Origin of the sequence: Paenibacillus sp. FSL W8-0187, assembly GCF_037969755.1 — a bacterium.
In the GTDB taxonomy this organism is placed as follows: Bacteria; Bacillota; Bacilli; order Paenibacillales; family Paenibacillaceae; genus Paenibacillus_AQ.
Window position 1 is genome coordinate 3,166,164 of record NZ_CP150206.1, and the last position, 20,507, is coordinate 3,186,670.

General features: G+C 48.3%; 20 protein-coding genes. 13 read left to right on the forward strand and 7 right to left on the reverse strand.

All coding sequences use genetic code 11. From position 1 onward, the window contains the following. Positions 1-7: 7 nt before the first annotated feature. From nirD to MKY48_RS14395, 5 genes are all read left to right on the forward strand, one after another. Positions 8-328 carry a nitrite reductase small subunit NirD gene (gene nirD / locus MKY48_RS14375; RefSeq protein ID WP_339272770.1) on the forward strand — a complete coding sequence of 107 codons (321 nt, stop codon included), beginning with the start codon at positions 8-10 and terminating at the stop codon, positions 326-328. Between the two features lie 22 nt (positions 329-350). Next, entirely contained in the window at positions 351-1,226 is an 876-nt protein-coding gene (locus MKY48_RS14380) for a formate/nitrite transporter family protein (protein WP_339293272.1), read from the forward strand. Positions 1,227-1,234: 8 nt separating this feature from the next. After that, a complete protein-coding gene (gene cobA, locus MKY48_RS14385; protein WP_339293273.1) occupies positions 1,235-1,990 on the forward strand; it encodes a uroporphyrinogen-III C-methyltransferase in 756 nt (251 codons plus the stop codon). A 321-nt stretch (positions 1,991-2,311) separates the two neighbouring features. Continuing rightward, positions 2,312-3,961 (forward strand): FAD-binding dehydrogenase, encoded by a 1,650-nt coding sequence (locus MKY48_RS14390; RefSeq protein ID WP_339293274.1) that lies wholly within the window; start codon positions 2,312-2,314, stop codon positions 3,959-3,961. A gap of 146 nt (positions 3,962-4,107) precedes the next feature. After that, positions 4,108-5,439, forward strand: coding sequence for an MFS transporter (locus MKY48_RS14395; RefSeq protein ID WP_339293275.1), 1,332 nt, complete (start codon positions 4,108-4,110; stop codon positions 5,437-5,439). A gap of 49 nt (positions 5,440-5,488) precedes the next feature. Here MKY48_RS14395 and MKY48_RS14400 read toward each other — a convergent pair whose 3' ends face one another. Beyond that, positions 5,489-6,406 (reverse strand): aldo/keto reductase family oxidoreductase, encoded by a 918-nt coding sequence (locus tag MKY48_RS14400; protein ID WP_076326090.1) that lies wholly within the window; start codon positions 6,404-6,406, stop codon positions 5,489-5,491. 213 nt (positions 6,407-6,619) lie between these two features. Next, the gene (locus MKY48_RS14405; protein WP_339293276.1) at positions 6,620-7,864 is read right to left on the reverse strand and encodes a cytochrome P450; all 1,245 of its coding nucleotides are present in this window, start codon (positions 7,862-7,864) and stop codon (positions 6,620-6,622) included. Positions 7,865-8,100: 236 nt separating this feature from the next. Between MKY48_RS14405 and MKY48_RS14410 the strand changes: the two genes are divergently transcribed. Then, complete coding sequence (locus tag MKY48_RS14410) at positions 8,101-8,610, forward strand: AraC family transcriptional regulator (RefSeq protein WP_339293277.1); 510 nt, start codon at positions 8,101-8,103, stop codon at positions 8,608-8,610. A 320-nt stretch (positions 8,611-8,930) separates the two neighbouring features. On the opposite strand, the gene MKY48_RS14415 is transcribed toward MKY48_RS14410, so the two are convergent. Beyond that, positions 8,931-9,650, reverse strand: coding sequence for a glycosyltransferase (locus tag MKY48_RS14415; RefSeq protein WP_339293278.1), 720 nt, complete (start codon positions 9,648-9,650; stop codon positions 8,931-8,933). Continuing rightward, positions 9,647-10,387 (reverse strand): glycosyltransferase family 2 protein, encoded by a 741-nt coding sequence (locus MKY48_RS14420; RefSeq protein WP_339293279.1) that lies wholly within the window; start codon positions 10,385-10,387, stop codon positions 9,647-9,649. Before MKY48_RS14420 ends, MKY48_RS14415 begins: the two co-directional genes overlap by 4 nt. 124 nt (positions 10,388-10,511) lie before the next feature. On the opposite strand from MKY48_RS14420, the gene MKY48_RS14425 reads away from it, so the two are divergent. From MKY48_RS14425 to MKY48_RS14435, 3 genes are all read left to right on the forward strand, one after another. After that, a complete protein-coding gene (locus tag MKY48_RS14425; RefSeq protein WP_339293280.1) occupies positions 10,512-11,495 on the forward strand; it encodes an aminoglycoside phosphotransferase family protein in 984 nt (327 codons plus the stop codon). A 185-nt stretch (positions 11,496-11,680) separates the two neighbouring features. Then, positions 11,681-12,592 carry an NAD(P)/FAD-dependent oxidoreductase gene (locus tag MKY48_RS14430; protein WP_339293281.1) on the forward strand — a complete coding sequence of 304 codons (912 nt, stop codon included), beginning with the start codon at positions 11,681-11,683 and terminating at the stop codon, positions 12,590-12,592. A gap of 238 nt (positions 12,593-12,830) precedes the next feature. Further along, a complete protein-coding gene (locus MKY48_RS14435) occupies positions 12,831-14,567 on the forward strand; it encodes an ABC transporter ATP-binding protein (RefSeq protein WP_339293282.1) in 1,737 nt (578 codons plus the stop codon). Positions 14,568-14,679: 112 nt separating this feature from the next. On the opposite strand, the gene MKY48_RS14440 is transcribed toward MKY48_RS14435, so the two are convergent. Next, positions 14,680-15,504 (reverse strand): TerC family protein, encoded by an 825-nt coding sequence (locus MKY48_RS14440; protein WP_076326096.1) that lies wholly within the window; start codon positions 15,502-15,504, stop codon positions 14,680-14,682. Positions 15,505-15,768: 264 nt separating this feature from the next. Further along, positions 15,769-16,692, reverse strand: coding sequence for a DMT family transporter (locus MKY48_RS14445; protein WP_339272797.1), 924 nt, complete (start codon positions 16,690-16,692; stop codon positions 15,769-15,771). Positions 16,693-16,819: 127 nt separating this feature from the next. On the opposite strand from MKY48_RS14445, the gene MKY48_RS14450 reads away from it, so the two are divergent. The 4 genes from MKY48_RS14450 to MKY48_RS14465 all read left to right on the forward strand — a co-directional run bounded on the left by MKY48_RS14450 (position 16,820) and on the right by MKY48_RS14465 (position 19,866). Then, complete coding sequence (locus tag MKY48_RS14450) at positions 16,820-17,689, forward strand: LysR family transcriptional regulator (RefSeq protein ID WP_339293283.1); 870 nt, start codon at positions 16,820-16,822, stop codon at positions 17,687-17,689. Between the two features lie 158 nt (positions 17,690-17,847). Next, on the forward strand, positions 17,848-18,441 hold the full coding sequence (locus MKY48_RS14455) for an RNA polymerase sigma factor (RefSeq protein ID WP_339293284.1): 594 nt from the start codon (positions 17,848-17,850) through the stop codon (positions 18,439-18,441). Further along, positions 18,407-19,606, forward strand: coding sequence for a DUF4179 domain-containing protein (locus MKY48_RS14460; protein ID WP_339293285.1), 1,200 nt, complete (start codon positions 18,407-18,409; stop codon positions 19,604-19,606). Before MKY48_RS14455 ends, MKY48_RS14460 begins: the two co-directional genes overlap by 35 nt. An 83-nt stretch (positions 19,607-19,689) precedes the next feature. Next, entirely contained in the window at positions 19,690-19,866 is a 177-nt protein-coding gene (locus tag MKY48_RS14465) for a hypothetical protein (protein WP_339293286.1), read from the forward strand. Here MKY48_RS14465 and MKY48_RS14470 read toward each other — a convergent pair. Further along, positions 19,863-20,483: a flavin reductase family protein gene (locus MKY48_RS14470; RefSeq protein ID WP_339293287.1), complete on the reverse strand. Its 621-nt coding sequence runs from the start codon at positions 20,481-20,483 to the stop codon at positions 19,863-19,865. The two genes, MKY48_RS14465 and MKY48_RS14470, sit on opposite strands and share 4 nt — an antisense overlap. Positions 20,484-20,507: the final 24 nt, after the last annotated feature.

Genomic DNA, 20,507 nt, shown 5'->3' on the forward strand with positions numbered 1-20,507 from the left:
ATCCAAAATGACGAAACTTCATGTAGGATATGTGAACGAAATTGATCATAAGGGCTCAAGGACCCTTGAGGTCGGTGGAACGGAAATCGCGCTGTTCCGTTTATCGGATGGGGATATTCTGGCCGTGGAGAACAAGTGCCCGCATAAAGGAGGCAAGCTTTCGGAGGGAATGGTGTGCGGGAAGCAGGTGCATTGTCCGCTGCATGATTGGAAGATTGACTTATGCAGCGGGCAGGTTCAAGAGCCGGATACGGGCAATGTAAACACCTATCAGGTAGAAGTTGACCCGGTGAGCGGCGCGATTTACCTGCAGGATCGTACGGCTTAACGCATAAGAGAGGGTGCAAAATATGGATTATGTGAAACCGAATCAGGTAATGAATGACATGATCGAAGCCGGTGCTGCGAAAGCCTGGCTGAAGACTTCGCAGATGCTCATCCGCGGCATGTTGTCAGGCGCCATCCTGGCGTGTGCCACCACGCTGGCTTTTACCGCTTCAAACCAAACGAATATCCCGATGGTGGGCGCACTCCTATTTCCGGTTGGCTTTGTGATGATTGTACTGCTGGGCTTAGAGTTGGTAACTGGAAGCTTTGCACTCTTGCCATTAGCCGTCCTGCAAAAGAAGGCTTCAAGTGCTTCCATGCTTGCGAATTACGGATGGGTTATTCTCGGACATGTGATAGGCTGTCTGATTTATGGGGGGCTCTATGCTCTTACCGTGACCAAGATGGGGACGGATATGAGCCATCCGCTTGTTCAGATGATCATCGACACGAGCGAGACGAAGACACTCGGCTATAAGGAGCTGGGCATGAACGGCATGCTGCTGGTGATGATCAAGGCTATGCTCTGCAACTGGATGGTGACGTTAGGCGTTGTCATGGCGTTTACGTCAAGCTCAACGATAGGAAAAATCGTTGCGATGTGGCTGCCCATCCTGATCTTCTTCGGTCAAGGATTCGAGCATGCCGTGGTTAATATGTTTGTGATTCCGGCGGGCATGATGCTCGGAGCGGATGTCAGCATGGCCGATTGGTGGCTCTGGAACCAAATCCCCGTTCTCATAGGTAATTTTATTGGCGGAGCGGTATTTACCGGGGCGATGTTGTACTTATCCCAATATGGATTCGGAAAGCGCAGCGAGGTTAAACCGATAGCGAAGACCCAGCATGGACTCAGGGTTATGGAGGAGACGGCGGTTCCGGTCGATAAAAGACGATGAGGCCGGGCATGGTGTATATTGTTGGCGCAGGTCCGGGAGATCCGGAGCTGATTACGCTGAAAGCCCTCCGGCGTATTCAGGAAGCGGACGTCATTATGTACGATCGACTGGTAAACGATGAGCTGCTGAGTTACGCGAAGAAGGATGCTTTGCTCGTATTCTGCGGTAAGGCACCCGGCAGCCATTCCATTCCGCAGGAGAAAATTAACGAGAACATGGTGACTTATGCCCTTACCGGTCATCATGTCGTAAGGCTCAAGGGAGGCGATCCGCTGATCTTCGGACGAGGTGGCGAAGAGGCGTGCGAATTGGCTGCGCGAGGCATTCCCTTCGAGATCGTGCCCGGCGTTACCTCGGCTTTGGGCGCAGCCTCCTCCACAGGGATACCTCTGACCCACCGTGGAGCCAGCACTTCGGTAGCTTTTGTCAGCGGAACGAGCTGCAATGGAAATGAACGAAGCGTGAAGTGGGACTTGCTGGCTCACAGTGTGGATACGCTTGTGGTGTACATGGGCGTCAGCAGAATGGACGACATCTGCAAGGAGATGCTCGCTCATGGCAAGTCGCCGTCAACTCCCGTTGCTATCGTAGAACAGGGGACACGGGCAGAGGAGCGAACCATCACGGGAACGCTCGGAACCATCCACAAGATTGCCCTTCTTATGAACGTGAAGAATCAAGCGCTTCTGATCATCGGTGACGTTGTGCGAGTGAGGGATCAGCTCCTCAAACTGGCTGCGGAGGCGGAGGAACGAACAGGATAAAGCTTATGCAGGTGTGAGGACGATGGATGACGAAGCATGAGCATCGTTTAGTACATTGGAACGAAATACAGATACGCTGACAAAAAAAGTGAACCCTTATCCACTCGGGGTTCACTTTTATTTTGGTGTTAAACATGTTTGTGGCACAGGGAAGGCATACACTATATGAATCCGGCAATATGAGGTTCCACGATTCCATTTCGCAGTAAGAGGGAAACGCTTACACATCGGAGAATATCATGTTTACACAACCAGTCATGATATTGCGAGAGTGTTGAAAGTTTTACATGTTTATATCTGAAAAAAATGGAGGTGGCACATATGAAATATGACGTAATCGTGGTGGGAGCAGGCTTATCCGGTCTGGTGGCAACCGCGGAGATGGCCGAGGCCGGCAAACAGGTGCTGCTGCTTGATCAGGAACCGGAAAGTTCGCTGGGCGGGCAGGCATGGTGGTCTTTTGGCGGGTTATTCCTTGTTGATTCGCCGGAACAGCGAAGACTGGGCATCAAGGATTCCCGTGAACTGGCGTGGCAGGACTGGCTGGGAGCCGCTGGTTTCGATCGGGAGGATGACGAGGATCGATGGGGGCGGAAATGGGCAGAGGCCTATGTCGATTTTGCGGCCGGCGAGAAGCGGGCATGGCTTCATTCGTTAGGGGTTCGGTTCTTTCCGGTTGTAGGCTGGGCCGAACGCGGCGGATATCTCGCGGAGGGTCATGGCAATTCCGTGCCACGCTTTCATATTGTGTGGGGCACAGGTCCTGGAGTCGTACAACCATTCGAGTCCAGAGTCAGAGACGCCATACGTTCAGGAATGGTTGATTATCGCTCCCGTCACCAAGTGGATGAACTTATTACGCGGGATGGTGCCGTGACAGGCGTAAGGGGTTCAGTCCTTGCTTCGAGTTCTGCTTGTCGTGGCGAAGCAAGCACGCGGGAAGTAGTCGGCGACTATGAATTTTTTGCAGAGGCCGTCGTTGTCTCCAGCGGAGGAATCGGCGCCAACCATGAGCTGATCCGGCAGCATTGGCCGTCTCGGCTGGGGAAGCCTCCCCAATCGATGCTCTCTGGCGTTCCCGCACATGTGGATGGACGGATGCTGGGAATTACGGAGCAAGCAGGCGGCCGGATCGTCAATAGAGACCGGATGTGGCACTACACGGAAGGGATTAAGAATTGGAGCCCGGTGTGGTCACAGCACGGCATCCGGATACTGCCGGGTCCTTCTTCTGTTTGGCTTGATGCCAAAGGGCAAAGGCTCTCCGCCCCGAATTTCCCGGGTTTCGATACGCTGGGAACCCTGAAAGCCATTCAGGATACAGGCTTTGATTATTCCTGGTTCATTCTCACCAGAAAAGTGATAGAGAAGGAATTCGCCTTGTCCGGATCAGAGCAAAACCCGGATTTGACCGGAAAGAGCATCCGCAAAGTGTTAGGCAGAGCAGGTTCGGGTATCCCGGGGCCGGTGCAAGCATTCCTGGATCATGGGGAGGATTTTGTTGTTGCCGATTCCCTGCCCGAGCTTGTGGACGGTATGAATAAACTGACAGGCAGCGATCTGATCAAGCGGGTGGACATTGAGCGTCAGTTGGCCGCAAGAGACCGCGAGATGGATCATGCATTCACCAAGGATCTGCAGATTACAGCGCTTCGGGGAGCAAGGAATTACATCGGCGATCGGCTGATACGCGTAGCCAAACCGCATAAATTTCTTGATCCGGCCCATGGTCCTTTGATCGCGGTACGCTTACATATTCTTAGCCGAAAAACGTTGGGCGGGCTGCAGACGGATCTATCCGGGCGGGTACTGAATGCAAACGGCGAGCCGGTTCCCGGACTCTACGCGGCTGGAGAAGCAGCGGGATTCGGAGGGGGAGGCGTTCATGGATACCGTGCATTGGAAGGAACATTTCTGGGAGGCTGCCTGTTCACGGGGAGACAGGCAGGCCGGAGCATTGCGAAGCTCTGATGATAGGCTGTCCGTGTTTTGGGTCAACGTACGGCAGATTGCCGTTTAGTTAGCAAATCCTGTATGAGGAAGCGAAATGAAAATTTCTTCTTACTGTAAGATAGTCTATGGTATTCTGTTTGGTAGCACATGAAAGGAGAATGTCCATGTCCCATGAACAGGATATTACTGAAACCAACACAAAACGGCTGTCTCATATTCAATCTTACATAGATTCGCCCGACTTGCAAAACAAGCTGTATAAGAAGACCCTCATCGTTGTGATCCTCTCGCAAATATTCGGTGGGGCTGGTCTGGCCGCAGGATTGACGGTCGGTGCGCTTTTGGCACAGGATATGCTCAAGACGGACGGCTATGCAGGAATCCCGGTTGCTCTTATAACGGTCGGTTCCGCACTGGGGGCCTGGTATATTGGCCGGCTTACCCAGCGATATGGAAGAGGGCCGGGTTTGGCTGCCGGATTCCTGGCGGGCGGTATTGCCGCGATCGGAGTCATATTGGCTGCCGTTTATCAAAATATTTATCTGCTGTTCGCTTCGTTGTTGATATACGGTGCAGGTACCGCAACGAATATGCAAGCTCGTTATGCAGGCACGGATTTGGCTAAACCTTCACAGCGGGCAGGAGCGGTCAGCATGGCGATGGTTTCCACCACCTTCGGTGCCGTTGCAGGTCCGAATCTGGTGGGGGTTATGGGGAACGTTGCGGAATCCTTCGGGATTCCTGGATTGGCAGGACCGTTTATGTTGGCGGCCGTGGCTTTTATTCTGGCAGGCCTGATACTGCTAGTATTCCTGCGTCCGGATCCCTATGCGATTGCCCAAGCGATTGAGGAAGCTAACATTAAAATTTCCGGTGATTCTTCGGCCGGAACGGTAAACGGATCAGAACGAAACAAACGGGGAATCATGGTTGGAGCCTGCGTGATGATATTGACTCAGGTGGTCATGGTCTCAATCATGACCATGACACCCGTCCATATGAAACATCACGGCCATGATCTGAGTGCGGTTGGTTTGGTGATAGGCATTCATATCGGAGCAATGTACCTGCCTTCGTTAATCACAGGTTTCCTCGTGGACAAAATCGGCCGCATCAGCATGTCAATCGCTTCCGGAGCCGTGCTTCTGAGCTCCGGGATTCTAGCCGCTGTGGCTCCTGCCGAATCCATGGCGCTGATCATAACGGCGCTGGCTCTGCTGGGGCTGGGTTGGAACCTTGGCTTCATCAGCGGAACGGCGCTCATCATAGATGCTACCCATCCTTCCGCCCGCGCCAGAACGCAGGGAACGGTGGATGTCTTGATTGCTTTATCGGGAGCGTCGGGCGGCGCTTTATCCGGTATGGTGGTTGCCCATACCAGTTACGGTACACTCTCGATTGCGGGAGGTTTGCTGTCACTGGTGATGATACCTGTTTGTCTAAGTTCGGTGAACAAGCGCAAACCTTCGTCATCCTCAAACAACGCGGCATTATAATGAAACAGCCTCCTATCGTAGTCGATAGGAGGCTGTTTAGTAATGGCCATTAAGGAAGGATATTGCCTGCCGCACGGTAAATGGCATACCATTCTTCGCGGGTGAGCGTTACATCGCCGGCTTTAATGCAGTCTTGCAACCGACTGATATTCATCGTCCCGATAATTGGCTGCATGTGTGCAGGGTGACGAAGAAGCCATGCAATGGCAATCGTCGTGTTGGTTACGTTGTATTTTTCCGCAATCTCATCGATCTTCTGATTAAGTTCAGGGAACTTGTCGCTTCCAAGGAACACGCCTTCAAAGAACCCGTATTGGAAAGGCGACCAAGGCTGAATCGTAATGTCGTGAAGTCGGCAGAAATCCAGTACGCTGCCATCACGGTTAACTGCGGCATCATTTTCCATATTGACGTTGATTCCGCTTTGAATCATGGTGGTGTTCGTGATGCTAAGCTGCAGTTGGTTGGCTACGAGCGGCTGCTTCACTGCTTTTTTCAAAAGCTGGATTTGCATCGGATTCTGGTTGGATACGCCGAAATGACGCACTTTACCGGAGCTTTCGAGTTGATCGAATGCTTCAGCCACCTCTTCAGGCTCAACTAACGCATCCGGACGGTGAAGAAGGAGTACGTCGAGATACTCGGTTTTGAGTCTTTTCAGGATGCCATCGACGGAATTCAAGATATGCTCTTTGGAGAAATCGAACATGCCTGGACGAATCCCGCATTTGGATTGCAGAATGATCTTCTCGCGGACTTCTGCATTCATATGTATAGCATCCGCAAAAATTTCCTCGCAAGCTCCGCCGCCATAGATGTCGGCATGGTCGAAGAAGTTAGCGCCTTCCTCCAGTGCGGATAACACAAAACGCTCGGCTTCCGCTTTTTCCAGCGAGTTTATACGCATGCAACCCACGGCTACAACAGGTACTTCTAGTGAACTAGTTCCAAGCTTCATCGTTTTCATGATTACGGTCCTCCAATTCAAAAATAGGTTGATTGTGCGACCACCTCGCTGTAGTTGCAGGGGGCAGCAGAGAACTTGTAAGCGAAACTACGTGGATGAATAGGTCCATGCTGACAGTCTCTAGTTTATTGTGACATGCAGGTGGTGAGGTGTACAAGCTTAAATTTGACAAGAGTGCTGGGATGAAATAAATAGTTGATGGGACTTGGCTTATTACAGTCCTTTGACATTCCGGATGACGATACGGCTGTGAGGAAGAGACGGCATATTATGAAAGCTGAAGCTTACGTCCTGTACAGGCACTTCATAACTCATCTTGTTCGCAAGAAAGTCGAGGCTCTCCTTCATGATCTCGAGCGTAATCCACTCCCCGGCACAGCGGTGTCCCCTATGATGGTCTCCGCCTCCTTGGGGGATGAAATTAAAGGGGCTCCCGTTCCAATCGTCGAAACGATCCGGCTTGAACAGCTCCGGCTGATCCCATAGATCCGGATGATGGTTCGTTCCGTATAAATCGAGGATTGTGAGCACACCTTTATCGAATGCATATCCGTTCCAGGTAAAATCCTTCCGTGCACGCGCAGGCGCAAAGGGGAAGAAGGGGTAGAACCGCCGCACTTCTTGAACAAAATTCTTGAGCAGCTTCTCGTCGGACGTCATCAATTTCTCACGCTCTTCGGGCTGCTGAATGACAGCTAAAGCAGTAAAGCACACATAAATGGCAACCGCTACGATGGGACGAAGAATGTTAAGGATTTCTACCGCTGCGGTTTCCTTGTCCAGGAGCTCGCCCCTAAGATCGCGGTGCCAGGACATCGTATGCAGGGTGCTGCCCTGTTGCGGATCTATTGCTCCACTGCGCACGTCATCTACGAGGTACTGTATCCATTTTTCCGCTTTGGCACGGGCATATCTTCCCTTCCTATGCTTGATACCCAAGGCTGCTGTAGCCTCAATCAAGCCCGTTTTCTCTTTCACTTCCGCTTCGGGAAGTGGCACAGCCGCCCATTCGCAGGCCACTCGGCACAGAATTTCTTGAGCTTCTTTATAAATTTCGACTTTATCCTCAGATTCCCATCGTCTTACAGCAAGCTCCCAATGTTTGCGGGTGATTTCTCTTATGTTATAGAGAGCCTCCCTGGACATCAAGGACATGAACATCGTTTTGCGATGATGATGCTCTTCGCCATCCAGCGTCTGTACACCGTCTTCACCGAACAGGGTTTTCAGCACGCGTTTCGGTGCTGCACCACCTCGAACAAACTTCTCCTGGTCATAAAATAGCCTGGCCGCTTCTTCTCCGCGCATGCAGATGGCACGTTCGCCCAATAGACGCGTCTCGAAAAGATCAGATTGAAAGCCGATGGTTCTGTTGGTAATGAACAAGTAGCCTTCGCGCAGCACATTCAAGCTGTGGTCCAGCCCCTCTTCCTTGGGAATCGGTTTGATATTTTCCATAACGGTCGCCTCCTGGATATTCAAGATTAGAAATGATTACGTGCTTCCAACACAATATCTTAAATACCCGTTCTCATCCGATTTGAACAAACCAAGTTTCTACTCCCATGTCTAAAGACTGGCCATCTGTTTTAGAAATATGCGGGCTTATGGTCCATCCTTTGCAGGATTCTCATGCTTGCGAGAGAAATCAATTAGAATGTACATAACTAAAAATGAGCAGGAGGGTGAGGATCGTGACAGCAGAAGTAACCAAGGTATATAAAGAACATAGCCCGTCAGCGCGCTTGATCGGCAAACGGTATTCCGATGAGCATCGGAATGCGGCCGGAAGCTTCGTGGACCGATGGGATGAATGGTCCGCCAATGGCTGGTTCGAAGAGATCGGGAAGCTTGGCGCACTGCCGGAATCTGAGGGTTCTTCTTACGGTATCATGCGAATGAGCGGGAATCAGTTTGAATATTGGATCGGGATGCTGTTCCCGGAGCACACGGAAGTGCCGGTAGGGTTTGATTATGCAGACCTGGCGGAAGGCGATGTGGGGATCTGTTGGTTGTACGGCAATAGGGATAATGGTGAGCTTTTCGGTATGGAACCCCATAACGCATGTATGGCTAAAATCGCCGAACAAGGCTGGATCTTGGACGACAATCCGTGGTTCTTCGAACGCTATCACGATATCCGATTCATGACGCCGGATGAACAGGGGAATGTCATATTGGACTACGGTGTTTACGTGAAATGAGACGTACGATTCGCGTTGTATGATTAATGGGGCCGTCCCAAAAGTAGATTTAGTTTCTTGGCGTACGGCTCTGGGACAAGCGTCAGCGCTCGCCTTTGCTCCCCCATTTCGTCCTTGCTCAGAACCATTCCAAGAAATGTGGGGGCAACAGCGACGGTAGGTACGATTCGTACATGGAGCGTCTTCTAACAGCAAAAAGGGGCCTCCCGCAAGATCTAAGATCTTTTGGGGCACCCCCCTTATCTATTCTTCTGATTCAGTTATGCAAACTACATGCCAGAACTTGATCGCCAAACGATCGGATAATATGAATGCTGCGCCTAGCTTCTGCTCGCGAATTTCTTAGCGTTCTCTACATTCAGCCTTTTAACGTGTTGAGTTAATAGATTCTTATCACTTACGATCCAAGTGTGATTTTTGGAGTTCTGTCTCCGGTTCGCTATGAAATGGTAGGGACTTCCAGAGTATATTCTAAAGTTACGAGTTATACAATCAGCACAAAATTTGACGCACTCGCTGCGGTTTTGGTTCGGAAATGCTACCTGATTGAATACGTTCCGTTTAACCAGAAGGGTCGCCCCTTGAACAAGGGGAACCCATTGATTGGCCATGTTGGGGTAACGGTACAGAAGATCCTTTTGACCGGCAAGCTGCATAAAGTGAGCCCTTTTTCCTACAATATCAGCACGAGTCTTGATCATGAGGTGGACGCTATCTTTCAGATAATCGGGAGCGTAATAATCATCGTCGTCAAACTTAGCAATGACGCTGTGCTTAGAGACCTTTACTCCAAAATTAAGGCACCTGCCGAGCGATAATTCTTCAGGCTTTCTATATATTCTCACGTTGCGATATGGCTTGGCTGCCATTTGATATTCCGATAGCTTCAGGCTGCTATGATTTAATATGACGATTAACTCTTTGTGCCTGTAATTCTGTCTGGTGTAATTCTCTAACAGATCGTGTAGGCATTCCGCTCTTTTGGTACAGGTGATGATCGAAACAGTGGGCTGTGATGGAGAGATTGACGGTCTCGTCAAGTTCGATCGCCTCCGGATTTCCGTTGAACGAATGTTTTGTAGTCTTTTACGTACGGAACTTTAGGGTGATTGTTGGTGAGTTCTTTATCACTGATGACCCACGTATGGCTTGATACATTTTTCCTTCGGACTGCCGCGAAATGATACTTATCACCGGAATAGATCCTGTAACCCTTACTCTTACTTCTCATGCAAAATAGATCGTCTTCACCAACGTTTTGATTTGGGAATCGTACTTTGTTATGGACGTTCTTTTTAAACATGAGCGTAGCACCAGGTAGTTTGGTTACGGAGCGATTTTCATCGTTAGGAAAACGTAGAATTAGAGTTTTGGAGCCTTGTAAATACATATAATGTGCGCGTTTTCCTATAATATCGGCGTTCGATCTTCTTAATGACTTCAGGCTGTCCGACAAATAGTGGGGGGCGTAATAGTCGTCGTCATCGAATTTGGCGATAATGCTGTATCTCGTTTTGCTCACGGCGTAATTTAGGCACGCACCCAGCGTGACATGTTCGGGCATGCGGTAAACTTGTATGTTTCGATGCTTGTTTGCCAGTTGTTTGTAAGGAGAGAGGGCGATTGAACTATCGTTGATGACAATAACGAGCTCTTTCTTGGAGTGCGATTGTCTAGTGAAATTACGAAACAAGTTTTTAATATAATTAGGGCGATTGGTACAGGTAATAACCGATACGCCTTGCGGTGTTGAACTATTTTTAAAGCTAGCTGCCATTATATCACTCTCCTTATCTGTGAAGATAATTTCATATATCACATTAGAATATGTAAACTATAAATAGAGGTAACGGCATTACTGCATGTCAACTTTAAAATTTTTATAATAGGAGGGCATCGAGATGAAAGAAGGATGGGAACGCGCAGTGCCGCCGATGCAACTAGACATCACACAAATTCATGACATCATTTCACCCGTATTCCCCGGTAAAAAAGTAGCAACCGCTGAACGGATCGGTACCGGACTTAGCAATACCAACTACAAAATTCGTCTGGAAGGCAGTGCAGAGCCTTATGTGCTGCGCTTGTTCAGGAAAGGTCGGGAGATTGCCGAAAAAGAGCTTGCTATCATTCGAAGAGTACGCCAAACCGTTCCTGTTGCCGATTATATCTATGCGGATATGAGCAGCGGCGTATTCGATAAGCCATGGGCGATAATGGAGTGGAAGGAAGGCGGTCTTCTTCGTGACGTGATGCAGGGCGGAAGCGAGCAGGATCTCGTTGCCGCTGCAGCCTCTGCCGGACGCACTCTCGCCAACATCCATAAACACACATTTACGGAATCCGGTTTCTTCAATGGGGACATGGAAGTCCAGGATCCGATGAGGATGGACGGGGAACGGTTTCTCGCATTTATTGAACAAAGCCTCTTTCAGGATCTATGCGGCCAATGGCTCGGGGAAGAGCTAGCTCAATCGGTATGGTCCTTCAGTCAAACGTACAGTCATTTATTGTCGGAGATTGAAGATACGCCTATGCTTGTTCACTCAGACTATAATGGCTTAAATATATTAATGCGGCATGGTCTTGAAGGTTGTGAGGTCTCGGCAGTGCTTGATTGGGAGGACGCTTTTTCATGGAACCGATACGTAGATATAGCCAATATGCTTCGATACGAACCTGATGGATCTGTATTTGAAAAGAACTTTGTTCGTGCATATCGTGAGGAAGGTGCGGTTCTGTATGATCATTGGAAAATCCTGTCCAAGCTTGAGGATCTTGTTGCCTTGTGCGATATGTTAACCCATTCCAGCTTGGCTACGCCCAATCGAATGCATGATCTTCAGCGATTAATTGCGGGAACCGTTCAGGTTACGAAGGGCTGAGTTTTTTTGATTCGTAAATCAAAATAAGAATTGCATTATAGACTCAGTTTGTCTATAATAGACATTGTAAGTCTGTAATAATGAATCTTGGTGGCAGTCTTCCTTGAGCACGAAGAAAAACAAGAAGGAATGTCTTCTTGTACTTTTATTATAGACATTAAAGATCCGGAAAGGTGTTGGTATAAATGAGTGAACAAATGCATGATGTCCTTATTATTGGTGGGGGGCCGGCAGGCTTGAATGCTGCGTTGGTATTGGGGAGAGCTAGAAAACATGTGGTGCTGATGGATGAAGGGAAGCCACGAAATCGGGTTACCCGCGAGACTCATGGTTTTCTTACCCGAGATGGCATTAGCCCATCGGAATTTCGCAGGATCGCAAGGGAACAGATTAGCGTTTATCCTTCTGTTAGTTTTGTAGAGGATACAGCCGCTTCGGTCACAGGTGTCGATGGTGATTTTCAAATCACAACAGGTCAGGGGACGGTATACCGTAGCAAAAAGCTGCTCTTTGCCGTCGGAAAGAAAGATAGCCCATTGGATATTAACGGATTGGCAGACGTATATGGGAAAAGCGCCTTCGTCTGCCCATATTGCGATGGATGGGAACTGCGGGATCAGCCGCTTGTCGTGATTGCCAAGGGTGCGGGTGCAGCGCATTTAGCCAAAGTCATTGCAGGTTGGAGTGATCGTTATACGATCTGTACCAATGGACCAGATGAACTGACGGATGAACAGCGCCAAGAATTGGAGGAGCATAACATCCCCGTATTCAGCTCCCCAATTCATCGCATTGAGTCGAACGAAGGGATGGTACGTCAAGTCGTGCTGGAGAATGGAGAGATCATTCCTTGCACAGGCATCTTTTTTGCGCCGAAGCTGGTCTCCGGCTCTGAATTGCCGGCCGCCATCGGCTGTGATATCAATGAAGCCGGAAGCGTGGTCATTGATGCCTTCGGCAAAACGAGCGTGCCGGGCGTCTACAGCGCCGGTGATGCAGCCACTGAAATGTATCAAGCCATTGCCGCCGCTTCGATGGGAGCCATGGCTGCGGTAGCCATCAATGGTGAACTGCTTAACGAACGTTGGAATCGTTAAAACTTGAATAAACGAAAGGCAGGCTTGGTTTTATCTATGCCTGTCTTTTTTTATGCCATTAGGGGATTTTTTGATTATAAATGATTCTTACACTCCGGGGTGGTGCCGTTTGTGGGTATGATGGAGTTATCAAGTAAAAGGAAGGGTGTTTAGAATGAGAAAAACAATGGACTATATCATGAATCAAGTTTGGAGGGACATGAACATTTAACCCTCCGACATTATGGAGGAGATCGATTTGAATTCTCGAACCAAGAAATTTTTGTCCTATTATAAACCGTATCTGGGGTTATTATTTGCAGACTTGGCATGCGCTTTTGTGGTCTCGGCCATTACACTCATGCTTCCGCTCTGTATACGATATATCACCATTAACGTGTTGGAAGGGAACTCCCCGAATCCGCTGAACCAAATCTATGGGGTGGGTGCCGTCATGCTGGCCATGGTCCTCATCCACACCTTCTGCGATATGTTCATTTCTTACAAAGGACATATGATGGGGGCTTATATGGAGAGTGACATGAGACGGGAGCTGTTTGACCATTTTCAGAAGCTGTCTTTTGGGTTCTACGATGAGAACAAAACCGGGCAGCTCATGACCCGCACCACCAATGACATTCTATCGCTAACCGAATTGTACCACCATGGACCCGAAGATATCCTCATTTCCGTTCTGAAGTTCCTCGGCGCATTCATCATCTTAATGTATATTGACGTGAAGCTTACCCTCATCGTGTTTCTCTTTCTGCCGGTGATGGCTGTGTTTGCTTTTTATTTTAATAAGAAGATGAATGTGGCGCTGCGGGTAAGCAAGGATCGGATCGGGGATATCAACGCGCAGGTGGAGGATTCTCTATCGGGTATCCGCGTGGTGAAGTCGTTTACGAACGAACATGTGGAGAGGAAGAAATTTGCCTACGCTAACGGGCGGTTCGTTGACAGCAGAAGGGAAGGGTATAAGAGTGAAACCTACTTTCACGAAGGGGTGGTCGGGTTTACCCAACTCATTACCATCGCGGTCATTGTGTTTGGCGGAGCCGCCATCGTGGATGCCTCGCTGGAACTGGCGGATTTGCTGACCTTTTTCTTGTGCATCGGCATTCTCATCGAACCGATCCAGCGGCTGGTTAATTTCGCCAGGCTGTATCAGGAGGGGATCACGGGATTCGACCGGTTCATGGAAATTCTGGAGGTAGAGCCGGATATCGAGGATTCCGTGGATGCTGCGGCGATCACGCAGGTTCAGGGGAATATCACATTTCAGAACGTGAGCTTTAAATATAAAGATAACTATGAATATGTGCTGAAACATGTATCGCTGGACATCGAGCCCGGCGAATATGTGGCATTGGTAGGCCCATCCGGCGTCGGCAAGACGACATTGTGTTCGTTGATTCCGCGCTTTTATGAAGTGAGTGAAGGACGCATTATGCTGGATGGACGCGATATCCGGAATATCACACAGCACTCGTTAAGAAGTCATATTGGGATTGTTCAGCAGGATGTGTATTTGTTTGCGGGGACCGTCTTCGATAATATCCGGTATGGCAATATGGAGGCCAGCGAGGAGGAAATCATCGAAGCTGCAAAAAGAGCGAATGCCCATGATTTCATTATGGCACTGCCGGACGGTTATGATACGGATATTGGGCAGCGCGGCGTCAAGCTGTCCGGAGGGCAGAAGCAGCGGCTCAGCATTGCACGCGTGTTCCTAAAGAATCCGCCGATCCTCATTTTTGATGAAGCGACTAGTTCCCTGGATAATGAAAGCGAGAGAGCTGTCCAGGATTCGCTGGAGCGGTTAAGTAATAACCGCACAACGCTTGTCATCGCTCATCGCCTGACAACGGTACGGAATGCACAGCGAATCGTCGTTTTATCCGAGGACGGAATTAAAGAACAGGGCACGCATGATGAATTAATTGCTCGTCAAGGCGCTTATGCCAATTTATATAATATGCAGTTAACCATATAAGCAGGAAGAAAGGCGATTTGTGATCAGTTTATGCACCGGTCAGCAAATCGCCTTTTTCCTATTGTTGGATCGATTTATGGATTACGTTGTCCTGTTTCATCCGAAACAGGATTTACCCTTGAAGCGTTTTTCCAGGCTGTTGATCTTCCACTTCCTTGATTGCATTGTCCTCGTCTTGTACCTTCTCTTTCGATGAACTAAACCATCCGATAACGGCAATCAGCACAAGAACAATATAGAAGGATGCCTTCCAGATCGTGCTCTCCGGGAAGTGATGGTCGATAAGGGCAACATCGGGATGCGCAAGGGTGATGACTGCAAGTTTGACCCCAACCCAACCGACAATGAGGAATGCCGCCACTTCAAGTCCGGGGCGCTGCTGCAGCAGCTTCACGAAGTAGGATGCCGCGAAACGCATGATGATCAGACCAATGAATCCTCCCAGGAAGATGACGATAAATTGACCTCCGTCCAAGCCGCCGATGTTCGCCAGACCGCTTGGAGGCAGCGCCACAGCCAGCGCTACGGCTGCAAGTATCGAGTCTACGGCAAATGCGATGTCTGCAACTTCCACTTTGAAGACGGTCATCCAGAAGCCGGATTGCTTCTTGGGTTTGTCCGGTTTCGGCTTGGCGTCTTCCGTCGGTTTCTTGCCTTTGATCACGTGTTTCAATGTGTGATTGATCGAAATGTAGAGAAGATAAAGTGCGCCAATGGCTTGTACCTGCCATACGTCCACCAGGAACGAGATTAAGAACAGTGATCCGATGCGGAAGACAAACGCTCCGAGCAACCCGTAAAATAAAGCCTTTTTACGCTGTTCCTCGGGTAAATGTTTTACCATAATGGCAAGGACCAGCGCATTATCTGCTGCAAGCAACCCTTCCAGTGCGATAAGCACCAACAGTACCCATCCATACTCCAACAAAAGCTCCATACCAGTTCCTCCTAGTTTTGTAGTATTGAAGGCACAAAAAGACCTCCACCGGCAGGTGAAGGCCCTTTATAATCCAAAAGAGACCTTCACCACAGAGTGTGGTAAAGGTCTCGCAAACAACGTATCGTTGCCAACAAAGCCGGGGAACTTTCCCGTAATGACGACTTTGTTGTGTCAGCTACTCCCCTTTAATCACGTTCCTGCATAACTGATATCGTCATCAGTTAAGCCGTGATATAAAGATATAAATTTTTGGGGCATAAGTCAAGCTTTTTTACTTGAATTCAGCAGAATACGACTCCATCGGAACGGTCTATTCTTAATGGTAGAGCGTCTCCTCGCTTTTACATTAACGCTTGATAAAACCACGCTAAGGAACACAAGGACAGCACCCCAATATTGATTGGAATTCATGATCTCGTGTGCAAACCAAAATCCGACCAGTGCCGCGAATACAGGTTCCAGGGAGAACACAAGTCCCGTCCGGGTAGCTGTGGTATATTTTTGGGCGATCGTCTGGAAGATGAATCCGACCGCGGTGCATACAACGCTAAGAACAAGGACGGCAATCCATGAGTGGGTCGTGCTTGGCCATACTGGAGTTTCAAAGAGTAGAGACGAAATGTACGCATACAATCCCGTGAACCCAAGCTGCAGGATGCCGAGGCTTAGCGTATCGACCTTCTGCGCGGCAGTGCTTACCATATTAATATGAAGTGCATAACATAATGCCGCCGCTATACAGAACAGATCACCGATCTTAAATGTAAAAGGAAGCTGGATGGTCAACAGCGCAATGCCGGTTAAGGCTAGCAAAATACTGACAATCACTTTGTTCTCTATTTTTTTCTTAAATAGAAACGTATGTAATAAAGGGACAAATACCACCGTTAAACTGACCAGAAATCCGGCATTGGATGTTGTCGTGGTCTTCAGACCGAAGGTAAGCGCGGTGAACATGATAAATAATATAAAGCCTAGGAGCATGGCATACCGAATCGTCTTTACGTTAACCTGGCGCAAGCGGGGGAAGAAAATCACTCCTGCGAGTATAAAGGCCAATCCGAAGCGTAGGGCTATCAAATTAAACTCTCCTAGCGAATCTAGTCCCACTTTCATAAAAAGATAGGACGAGCCCCAACAAATGGTGATGAACAAAATCATAAGATCGGCCTTCAGCGGTTTCAAGTTCTTTTTCCTCCTTCTAGTGATTGAACAAAATCAGTATACTCACGTACAATAGACAAGTAAAACGAATGTTTCTAATAATAAATATGAGTAAAATTCATGTATGAAATGATCAGGAGGATTTCCCATGAGTATAAATAAATTCAAAGTATTATTGAAGGTCGTCGAGCTCGGCAGCTTAACCAAAGCCGCCGAAGTTATGGGATTTACACAGTCCGGTGTCAGTCACATGATCAACAGCCTGGAAGATGAGTTTGGTTTCTCATTGCTGATACGGAATCGTTCAGGAGCGAAGCTGACGACCAATGGCGAGGAGATTCTGAAGACGATACGTGAAATCCTGAAGTGGAACGAACATTTGGAGCAGCAGGTGGCTTCCATTCATGGTATCGAGCTGGGTACCATTCATATCGGTACCTTTACGAGTGTCGGTGTTCACTGGCTGCCGGGGATTATTCAGGATTTCCAGCGGGATTATCCCCATATCGACATTCGATTGGTTGAAGGAGATTACCGGGAAATTGAGGATTGGATCGCGGAGGGCAAGATTGATTGCGGCTTCCTGTCACTTCCAACTTCGGATATATTCGATGCGATTCTCCTGCACCAAGACCCAATGCTTGTATTGCTGCCAATGGAACATCCGCTCAGTTCGGAGGACTCTATTACATTGTCCCAGATTGAGAATGAACCGTTTATTATGCCCAGCCAAGGTTCCGATTATGATGTGAACCGGATGCTGGAGAAGGCCCGGATCAAGCCGGATATCAAATATACACTTGGTGACGATTATGCCATTATGGCCATGGTGGAGAAAGGCCTTGGCATTAGCATTCTTCCTGAACTTGTGCTGCGAGGGCAGCAGCGAAATATACGGTTGATCGGATTGAAGGAGAAGAGCTTCAGATCGCTCGGCATTGCCGTAAACTCCATGCGGGAAATATCTCCAGCTACGAAGCGATTCTTGAATTATGTTAAGAGTTATCCCAAGCTGTAGCTGCTAAACGGACGCTAAATGAAACTCATACCCAGCATCTAGGCTCTATTACAAGGCAAGAGCTTCGTTCATGTTATTTCACTACATAAAACAATTCGTGTCACAAAATCGCTTGTTGGGATTGTTATATAGGTAAACAAAGAAGGAGGTGAGCTCGCTTGCAGCCAACCATCCCCGGGGAAGCGGAAGGAAAAAGAGAAGCCATTGAAGCGGTTGTAGAACAAGTCAAAGCAGGAGACAAACAAGCATACCAAGCGATCATCATCCAGTTTGAGCGGCAGATGTACACGTACTGCTACTATATTCTTAAAAATCATGCGGAGACCGAAGATGCGGTACAAGAGATTTTTATTCGTGCCTATGAACATCTTCATCAGTACAAGAGACAAGTGTCTTTCTCCGCCTGGTTGTATAAAATGGCCTATCATCATTTGATCAATATTAAAAAGAAGCAGAGCCGCTTTCTTAACCTGATCGAGCATTGCAAGGAACAGCAGCCGGTTATGCAAATATCTCAGCACGAGCCGGTTGTGTACGAGCTGTTAGCCTACCTGACAGCAGAAGAACGACACATACTGCTGCTGAAGGCGGTTGAACAGTATACCTTTGAGGAAATCAGCGACATTATGGGAATCAAATCAGCAACGATACGAAAGAAGTATGAACGGTTACGACATAAACTGATGGACCGAATAAGCCAAAAAGGAGAGGTGGCACGTGGGACAATCGCCGAAACAAACGGAATTCGCTGAAATGAATGCACTAGAAGAAATGATTCGTGAATCGTCTTTACCGAAGAATAGCATGAGCTATCAAATTATGAACAGGATTGGAGAACGTGAAATGACAAGGACAAGAACATCATCCAAACGAAGACCGAATGTTTTAAAAAGAACAATACTCGTTGCATCCGCAGCAGCTGTGCTGGGAGGAAGCATAATCGGGTCAGGATTTGTATCGCCGGTCATGGCAGCAACCTTGAAGCAAATCCCAGTGCTTGGCGTGTTATTCGAAGGAACCAGCGAAGATGCTGTTAAAGCCGCTATAGAGCAAGGGATTCTATCCGAACCTAACTTGAGCGTAACTCACGATGGCGTGACGCTGAAGGTAGCTGACCTTCTATATGATGGAACCCGGTTGTCCTTTATACTGGAGCGCGAGGGAGTGGATTTACCGAGTACAGCTTCTCCGTATTTTAGCGAAGATGCTAAATTCATCAGTAATCCCGATAGCGAGTATGTTAAGTCGAGGACAGTAGCTAAGGAAGATCAGGAAAAAGGCTATATCGAAATGCCGCGAATTCTGGTAGACGGACAAGAAGTGGCGATGGGTGAGGGCAACTTCGGAGACTATCCTCAACTGGACAATGCCTATATCGTTGAGCTTACCAAGAGTTTGAATTTGCCTGATCAATTCGAGCTGACCATTCAGGCCAACGTAACTCAAGTGAATGAAACCTTTGAATTCAAGGTCCCTGTGAACGTCACTAATAAATCGGTTGTCGTAAAGCCGGAGCAGGCTACGAAATCGGATGGACAATTCAGTTATACCGTCAAGCAATTGGATATTTCACCGGTATCGACCCGCCTGGTTCTGGATAGTAAAGGCGAGGTGCCGGCTTCTGCAGAGCAAACAGGCGATTATAGCGCCAGCATGGTATATTACGAACTTGTGGATGATCAAGGGAATGTGCTGAATCCTCGAAAGTTTGATTACTTTAACAGCAAGCCCGAGACTGAATATCATATCGATCAATTGTTCAGTCCTGTAAACGGAACTCCGAAATCCATAACGATTAAGCCGTTTACCCTGACCGTAAATAACAAGGATTGGAGCGTTATCGGTCAAGGGAAGGACAGCCGCGGGGATAAAACATATCTGAAGGATCTGGAAATGACCATTCCGGTTCAACCATAACAACGAGTGTAAGTATAAGAGGGGTGTCCCAAAAGATCTTAGATCTTTCGGGAGGCCCCCTTCTTTCTGTTAGAAGACGCTCCATGTTACGAATCGATCCTCCCATCGCTGATGCTTGTCCGGAATCGATTCGTCCTCTCCGCTACGCCGTCCAGATTGCTTACCTTTATCTGACAACCTTTCTGTTTATGAGAGTCGTACGTCAAGCAACTAAATCTACTTTTGGGACGGCCCCTTCATTCATCATCACGCTGGCTTAAGTTTCGGCCCGAAATGTTTTGCCTAACGGATTGCCAAGACCATAATAATGCCGAAAATTATAGATTAGCGGACTCCATTTGGCGGGATCAATGTGATGTTCATTCAAGATGATATTGTTATGGGCGTGTACATGGATCGTCTGTGTTTCGACCATGGCAAACATGGAAGAATAGTCGGGAATCCGAATGTTTTTCACGGTAGCCTCGATTTGAATGGGACACTCCATAATGCGAGTTGGCTTTACGGTGACAGAATCCGCAGGCGTTAACCCACACACCGCATATTTATCTTTTTCATATGAAAAACCGTTCTTTGCCTTATCATCAGGAACTGGATATTTTCCTGTATGAGGGGCTAATTGCTCAACATTCTCCCACAAGGAAGGGTCGGGAATGTTGATGACACATTCAGGATGTCTTTCCAAGTTCTCAATCGCTTTACCCCCGAGTCCGATTCCTAAAATAATGTATTCCCCGAGCGCCCATGAAGAGGATATGGGACTAATATTTACGGTATCATCTTCATTTAGCGTATTGAGTAAAATAACCGGAGTTCCATAGTAAAGAATTTTCGGTTTAATGATGTCCGTGCCGATCATGCCAGTAATTTCCTTCATAAAAAAATTCCTCCCAAATGATCT

Excerpts from the sequence above, each read along its gene's own strand:
- nirD (WP_339272770.1), top strand. The coding sequence starts at position 8 with ATGACGAAACTTCATGTAGGATATGTGAACGAAATTGATCATAAGGGC.
- MKY48_RS14380 (WP_339293272.1), top strand. The coding sequence starts at position 351 with ATGGATTATGTGAAACCGAATCAGGTAATGAATGACATGATCGAAGCC.
- cobA (WP_339293273.1), top strand. The coding sequence starts at position 1,235 with ATGGTGTATATTGTTGGCGCAGGTCCGGGAGATCCGGAGCTGATTACG.
- MKY48_RS14390 (WP_339293274.1), top strand. The coding sequence starts at position 2,312 with ATGAAATATGACGTAATCGTGGTGGGAGCAGGCTTATCCGGTCTGGTG.
- MKY48_RS14395 (WP_339293275.1), top strand. The coding sequence starts at position 4,108 with ATGTCCCATGAACAGGATATTACTGAAACCAACACAAAACGGCTGTCT.
- MKY48_RS14400 (WP_076326090.1), bottom strand. The coding sequence starts at position 6,406 with ATGAAAACGATGAAGCTTGGAACTAGTTCACTAGAAGTACCTGTTGTA.
- MKY48_RS14405 (WP_339293276.1), bottom strand. The coding sequence starts at position 7,864 with ATGGAAAATATCAAACCGATTCCCAAGGAAGAGGGGCTGGACCACAGC.
- MKY48_RS14420 (WP_339293279.1), bottom strand. The coding sequence starts at position 10,387 with ATGGCAGCTAGCTTTAAAAATAGTTCAACACCGCAAGGCGTATCGGTT.
- MKY48_RS14425 (WP_339293280.1), top strand. The coding sequence starts at position 10,512 with ATGAAAGAAGGATGGGAACGCGCAGTGCCGCCGATGCAACTAGACATC.
- MKY48_RS14430 (WP_339293281.1), top strand. The coding sequence starts at position 11,681 with ATGAGTGAACAAATGCATGATGTCCTTATTATTGGTGGGGGGCCGGCA.
- MKY48_RS14440 (WP_076326096.1), bottom strand. The coding sequence starts at position 15,504 with ATGGAGCTTTTGTTGGAGTATGGATGGGTACTGTTGGTGCTTATCGCA.
- MKY48_RS14450 (WP_339293283.1), top strand. The coding sequence starts at position 16,820 with ATGAGTATAAATAAATTCAAAGTATTATTGAAGGTCGTCGAGCTCGGC.
- MKY48_RS14465 (WP_339293286.1), top strand. The coding sequence starts at position 19,690 with ATGTTACGAATCGATCCTCCCATCGCTGATGCTTGTCCGGAATCGATT.
- MKY48_RS14470 (WP_339293287.1), bottom strand. The coding sequence starts at position 20,483 with ATGAAGGAAATTACTGGCATGATCGGCACGGACATCATTAAACCGAAA.